The 6479-nt window shown below is 70.5% G+C and carries 6 protein-coding genes and 1 pseudogene; 2 read left to right on the top strand and 5 right to left on the bottom strand.

All coding sequences use genetic code 11. The annotated features are described in order from the left end of the window. A partial coding sequence (locus tag RT309_RS13065) for a L,D-transpeptidase (RefSeq protein WP_313357692.1) occupies positions 1 to 1413 on the bottom strand: 1413 nt, incomplete at its 3' end. Between the two features lie 175 nt (positions 1414 to 1588). On the opposite strand from RT309_RS13065, the gene RT309_RS13060 reads away from it, so the two are divergent. Then, entirely contained in the window at positions 1589 to 2770 is a 1182-nt protein-coding gene (locus RT309_RS13060; RefSeq protein ID WP_396654458.1) for an ROK family protein, read from the top strand. A gap of 230 nt (positions 2771 to 3000) precedes the next feature. Next, positions 3001 to 3780 (top strand): glucosamine-6-phosphate deaminase, encoded by a 780-nt coding sequence (locus tag RT309_RS13055; protein ID WP_313357690.1) that lies wholly within the window; start codon positions 3001 to 3003, stop codon positions 3778 to 3780. Positions 3781 to 3804: 24 nt separating this feature from the next. Here RT309_RS13055 and RT309_RS13050 read toward each other — a convergent pair whose 3' ends face one another. The 4 genes and pseudogenes from RT309_RS13050 to RT309_RS13035 form a co-directional block, all read right to left on the bottom strand. Next, positions 3805 to 4200: an NUDIX domain-containing protein gene (locus RT309_RS13050; RefSeq protein ID WP_313357688.1), complete on the bottom strand. Its 396-nt coding sequence runs from the start codon at positions 4198 to 4200 to the stop codon at positions 3805 to 3807. Next, positions 4193 to 5554: an FAD-linked oxidase C-terminal domain-containing protein gene (locus RT309_RS13045; RefSeq protein WP_313357687.1), complete on the bottom strand. Its 1362-nt coding sequence runs from the start codon at positions 5552 to 5554 to the stop codon at positions 4193 to 4195. The genes RT309_RS13050 and RT309_RS13045 overlap by 8 nt, the downstream gene beginning before the upstream one ends. Positions 5555 to 5577: 23 nt before the next feature. Beyond that, positions 5578 to 5949, bottom strand: a complete 372-nt coding sequence (locus RT309_RS13040; RefSeq protein WP_313357685.1) for a YrdB family protein — start codon at positions 5947 to 5949, stop codon at positions 5578 to 5580. A 9-nt stretch (positions 5950 to 5958) separates the two neighbouring features. Continuing rightward, positions 5959 to 6479 (bottom strand): annotated as a pseudogene (locus RT309_RS13035) (hypothetical protein); the annotation flags it as partial.

Raw genomic sequence — 6479 nt, 5'->3', positions numbered from 1 at the left:
CGCCGCGTCGATGCTTATGTTCACGCAGCCGTGGCTCATCGGCCTGCCGAAGTTCGAGTGCCAGTAGGTGCCGTGCAGCGCCTCATCGCCGTTGTAGTAGGTGATGTAGGGCACGTCCTTGGTGACGTATTTGCTGCCGTCGGCGTTGCTGCCGCGCATGTCCTGCGTGCGCAGCTGCGCGTACACACGGAAGCGGCCCTTGTCAGTGGGCGTGCCGTTCGTGCCGGTGGAGACCGCCCACGACTTCACGAGCTTCTCGTTCTCGTACAGGTAGGTGCGCTGCTCGCTGAGGTCGACCTCGACGCGGCGGAACAGGCTGGTCGACTCGAACGGGGTCGCGGTGACGGGGAGGGCGAAGGTCGCGTCGCCGCTTCCCAGCTCCTTGGCGAAGTCGGCCGCGGTCTTCGACGTGTCGCCGAGCACGCGTCCTTCCAGGCCCGCGGTGAGCGCCTTGAGGACCTCGCCGCCGGAGTCGACGATGTTGGTCGCGTTGACGGTGTCGCGGTTCACCTGCCCGGGAAGGGCGTCGACGGCCGGCTGGATCTTCGCCGGATCCGCCGAGATCGTCAGTTCGCCCTCGACGGCGTCGACGGTGAGCCACGAAGCGACTACCTCCGGCGCCACCGGCACCGTGCGCTCGTCGCCGACGTAGAAGCCCGCCTCGGCCACCATGCCGTTGAGCTTCTCGACGGCGGCGGCGGCCTTGCGGTCGGTGATCAGCGCCGGCACCTCAGCCGGCTCGGCGGAGTACTCGAACGTCGTCTTGCCCGCGGTCACCGCGTCGGTGAACGCCGAGGCGAGATCGTCGACCGACACGCCCGTGCCGGGCTCGGCGGGGGTGGCGGTGTATGCCTGCGCTGTCGGGTCGAAGACGACCGTCGCGTCGGTGGCGGGGGTGTAGCTCGACGGTACGGCGGCGCGCAGCGCGCTGTCGGCGGTCTCGGGGTCGAGTGTCACGTCGGCCGTGATCGGCTCGCCCATCCAGGAGCCGAGATTCCACATCGGACGGTCGGCGAATGCCTGGTCGATCAGGGCGGCGGCATCGACGCCGGCGCCGAGGTCTGCGCCGTCGAGGCGCGTGCCCTCTCCGGCGCCGGTCAGCTGCACCTCGGTGGATGCCATGCGGCTGCTGACCGCTTCGGCCGCCATCCCGGGAGTCATGAAGCCGACCGACACGCCCGCCACCGTGGTGCCCGGTGCGATGAGCATCAGCGATGCGGCGCCGGCGGCGACGGCGAGGACGCCCGCGCTCAGGCCGATCCACAGTGCGAGTCGACGCTTCTTCGGGGCGGGCTCCATCGGCGCCCACTCCATGGCGGGGGTGTCGGACGACGGCGGCTGAGCCTTCGTCTCGGCGTCTGACGAGACGGCGTTCGACTGGCCTGTGCCGGGTCCGGAGATCAGATCGGTCACGGACTCACCCCCCTAAGTGCTGCGCGACGTGTCTTTTCATGGTACGGGACGGGTGATAACGGAGAGGCAACGGCCGCAGGGGATGGCGCCTCTGACGGTAACGTTTGAATAAAGCGCTGCGTCCGACCAGGGATTCCTCTTGCGCTGATCCGGTTCGTAAGGTGTGCTCACAAATGTGAACTCCTCCATCGATCGCCGGCCGATCGCATCGGCGCCCGCCATCGTCAGCGGATCGTTCGGCGGTGGCAGAGGACTGCGGGCGACAGGCAAGGTGCTGCCCGAGCAGGCGCGGTCGCACAACCGTTCGCTCGTGCTGCAGACGCTGTACCACCGCGGCGAGATGAGCCGTGCCGACCTCTCCCGGGAGACCGGCCTGACCCGCGTCACCATCTCCGACCTGGTGGGGGAGTGCATCGCCGACGGCGTCGTCCGTGAGATCGGCGTGCGCGAAGCGGCGGGCCCCGGCAAGCCGCCGATCGTCATCGACATCGATCGCCACGGTCACCAGATCGTCGGCATCGATCTGTCGGGGGTCGACCGCTTCGAGGGCGCCGTGCTGAACCTCGACGGCGAGGTGCTGCGGCGTCGCACCGTGCCGCTTCCCGCCGACGTGCGTCCCGAGCAGGCCTACGCGGCCGTCGAGCAGCTCGTGCGCGACCTCGTCGCGGATGCGGATCAGCCGGTGCTCGGCATCGGCGTCGGCAGCCCGGGCATCGTGCGCCCCGACGGCACCGTGCTCAACGCTCCGAACCTCGGCTGGATCGACCTTCCGCTCGAGCAGCGGCTGCATGACGAGTTCGCCCTGCCGGTGCTGGTGCGCAACGACGCGAACGCGGCCGTGCTCGCCGAGTACACCTTCGGCGCTGCTCGATCCGACCTGATGCTCATCCGGATCGGTCGTGGTGTCGGGGCAGGGCTCATCGCCGGCGGCCAGGCGGTGATCGGCGGCCGCTTCGCCGCCGGCGAGATCGGCCACGTCGTCACCGGCACCGACGACGGGCCGCTGTGCGCCTGCGGCAACCACGGATGCCTCGAAGCGTGGGTCAACGGGCCGCACCTGCAGAGCACGATCGACACCGACCCCGCACGCCGCGCGGAGATCCTCGCCCGGGCCGGCGCTCGTCTGGGCATCGCCCTCGCACCGATCGTCGCCGCGCTCGACCTCTCGCAGGTCGTGCTCGCCGGCCCGCACGAGCTGCTCGCGGGCGATTTCGTCGACGCTGCGACGCGCACCCTGCACGAGCGCACGCTCGACGGCGTGTTCGCCGACGTCGAGATCCGGCTAACCCAGCAGGAGGACATCGTGCTCAGAGGCGCTGCGGTGATGGTTCTCTCGGCACAGCTGGGCGTCTCGTGATCGGGTCGAGACGGTGGTCACCGACTCACCGTGCTCGTGCCGCGGATCGAACCGGCAATCCGCGCGAGGCTGCGACGGGACGCCGCCGGGTCGCCGTTTCCGCAGAGGCTGCGGCTCGATGAGAGAATCGAGATGCTGCCCGCCGATTCCCCGGTCGCGGCGATCGGCGCTGCGCTGCTGAGCTCTGCGCTCGCCGAGATCGACCCCCTTCGAGAAGGAGATGCCCGTTCATGGCTGAAGTCGTGATCCTCGAGAACAAGGCCGCCGCAGGTGCGCTCGTCGCGGATGAGATCGTCCGTCTCATCGACGAGGTGAAGAACCCGGTGCTCGGACTCGCGACGGGCTCGACCCCGCTGCCGGTCTACGAAGCGCTGCGCGAGCGCCTGGCCGGGCACGACGTGTCGCACGTGCGCGGCTTCGCTCTCGACGAGTACGTCGGACTCGACGCCGCGCATCCCGAGAGCTATCGCTCGGTGATCACCCGCGAGGTGATCGAGCCGCTCGGGCTCGACCCCGATCTGATCCGCGTGCCCAACGGCGACCTCGAGACCATCCGCCATGCGGGCGATGACTACGAGCGCGACATCATCGAGGCCGGTGGTGTCGACCTCCAGCTGCTGGGCATCGGCACCGACGGGCACATCGGCTTCAACGAGCCCGGCTCGTCATTCGCCTCGACCACCCGTCTCAAGACGCTCACCGAGCGGACCCGAGAGGACAACGCGCGTTTCTTCGACTCGCGCGACGATGTTCCCCGCCACTGCATCACGCAGGGACTCGGCACCATCCTGCGCGCACGTCACCTCGTGCTGCTGGCCTTCGGCGAGTCGAAGGCCCGAGCCGTCGCCGCCGCTCTCGAGGGGCCGGTCAGCGCGATTCTGCCGGCATCGGCCATCCAGCTGCACCCGCATGTGACCGTCGTGCTCGACGAGGCCGCCGCCTCGAAGCTCGCGCTGACCGACTATTACCGGTACAGCTACGACAACAAGCCGTCCTGGCAGGGCATCTGACCCAGGCTGCTGCCGATCGCCGGGTCACGACCAGGCGATCGGCAGCAGGTGCTCGGTGCTGAGCGGCGCGAGCGGAACGCTCGTCCAGTCGCCCCGCTCGAGCCAGCGCAGCTCTGCGAGCTCGGCCTGCACGATCACGTCGTCCGGTCGGGCACGCAGCGCGAACGCGTCGGCGATCACACGATGGTCGGGCTCGTTCGCCGCCGCAGAGACGAACGTCCCCAGCGGGGTGAGGTCGGCCTCGCCCACGCGCAGCGACAGCTCCTCATCCAGTTCTCGGATCAGCGTCTGAGCGGCGCTCTCCCCGGCTTCCGGCTTGCCGCCGGGCTGCATGAACCTCGTGGTGCCGTGCTTGCGCACGACGAGCGCGCGGCCGCGGTCATCGACGATCACGGCGGCGCTGACCCGGATGTCAGGCATCCGCGAACACCTTGCCGGGGTTGAGGATGCCCTGCGGGTCGAACACGCGCAGGATCTGCTGCTGGATTTGCCACTGATCGTCGCCGAGCTCCTCGGCGAGCCAGCGGCTCTTCAGGATCCCGACGCCGTGCTCTCCCGTGAGCGTGCCGCCGAGGCGGATCGCGGCACGGAACAGCTCGTCGGCCGCCGCCCAGATGCGCGGCGGCACGGTGTCGCCCTGGAAGATGAAATTCGGATGCAGGTTGCCGTCTCCGGCATGCGCGACGGTGGGGATGCTGACGCCGAACTCCTGTTCGATGCGGGCGATCTCGTCGAACATAGCCGCCATCGCGCTGCGGGGCACGGCGACGTCCTCGATCAGGGTGGTGCCGAGGGCCGCCATGGCCGGATGCATCGAGCGGCGCACCGCGAGAAGCTGTTCGCCCTCGCTCGGGTCGTCGGAGAGCACCACCGCACCACCGGCCTCGCGCAGCACGCTCGCGATTCGCTCGGCCTCGGCGCCCGCCGCAGGGCCGTCGGTCTGGATCGTCAGCTGCGCGGCGCCGGACTCGGGGGCGGGCAATCGCAGCAGAGCGTGCACGGCCGCAAGGGAGGCAGCATCCATCAGCTCCATGATCGCCGGCTGCACACCCGCGGCGGTGACGGCGGCCGAGCCCGCGGCGGCGTCGCGCACGGTGGGGAACGACGCGGTGATCGTGCACACCGTGCCCGCCACGAGTCGGCGCAGCTTCAGAGTGGCGCCGACGATGACGCCGAGTCTGCCCTCCGAGCCGATCACCAGCGAGGTGAGGTCGAGCCCGGTGACGCCCTTCACCGTGCGGTGCCCCAGCCGCAGCAGCCGGCCGTCGGCGAGCACGATGTCGACGCCCAGCACGGCGTCGCGGACCACGCCGTACTTCGCGCAGAGAAGTCCACCCGCGCCGGTCGCGATGTTGCCGCCGACCGTGGAGATCTCGCGACTGGCGGGGTCCGGCGGCCACCACAGGTCGTGCGCGGCCAGCTGGGCGTTCAGCTCGGCGTTCAGGATGCCCGGCTCGACCACGGCGAGCAGATCGTCGGGGCGCACCTCGAGGATGCGGTCCATCCGCACGGTCGACAGGACGATCTCTCCCGGGCCCGCGTTCGCCGCACCGGCGAGGCCGGTTCCTGCGCCGCGCACCACAACGGGGGTGCGCGTGGCCGACGCGATGCGCATGACCCGCTGCACGTCGTCGATCGAGCGGGCGTGCACCACGGCGATCGGCGCGCCCGACGAGCGGTGTCCGCTGCGGTCTGCGCGGGCGTCGTCGAGGGCGGGAGCCGAGGTGTCGACGATGCCGCCGAGCTCGCGGGTGAGGCGCTCGAGAACGGTCATGCTCGTGCTCGCTGCACGACGGATCAGCCCAGCGCTCGTCGACCGGCGACGACGCCCGAGGTGACGGCGACAACGGCGAACGCGATTCCCGCCCAGGCCTGACCCATCGACCACCACGCCAGCGTGACCCCGACGTAGATGAATACCTCGACCAGCGCGCGCAGGAACGGGTGCAGGCGCAGCACAGGGCGGGGGGAGAGGAAGAGGGCCCAGATGAGCAGCGTGGCCACCGGTGCGCCGATGCCGATGACGATGTTCCACGGCAGGGGCCAGGCGCCGAAACCCCACAGGGCGAGCGAGACGAGAGCGGCGATCAGCACCAGAACGCGGACGATGTCGAGAGGAGTGATCGCCGGAGCGTGGACGCCCGGCTCGGCGGCGGAGTTCTGGGACATGATCCCAGTCTATTCGGCGGTCTCCGACAACGGATTCCCGCCCGCCGGTGCCAGCTCGTCACGCGGAACGGCCGGGCCGTCACCGCGGACGGTCTGGTCGTTCGGCACCGTTTCGCCAGGGGCCACGTCACCGGTCAAGGGACCGTCACCGGTCCCCGAGCCGTCACCAGTCACCGAGCCGTCACCAGTCACTGTGCCGTCGCCCGTCGCCGCGCCGTCGCCGGGCGTCGGAGTCGGATCCGGGGTGGGCGTGGGATCCGGGGTGGGCGTGGGCTCCGGCGTGGGCGAGGGTTCCGGGGTGGGAGTGGGGTCGGGCTTGGGAGTGGGGTCGGGCTGAGGCGACGGTGACACGCTCGGGGTCGGCGCCGGCTTGACCGGCTCCGGGGCCGCCACCGGCGCCGGAGCGACAGCACGCGGCGCCGTCGGGGTGTGGGGGATGGTCGGCGCGGGAGTGCGCGGCGCGGGTCGAGACCGCTCCTCATCGAGCCGCATCATCGTCGACTGATCGGCATCCATGGATTCGTCGGGCT

Origin of the sequence: Microbacterium sp. (genome assembly GCF_032084865.1) — a bacterium.
Taxonomy (GTDB): domain Bacteria; phylum Actinomycetota; class Actinomycetes; order Actinomycetales; family Microbacteriaceae; genus Microbacterium.
Note: the sequence above shows the minus strand (reverse complement) of the source record. Positions and strands in the feature narration are given on the sequence as shown.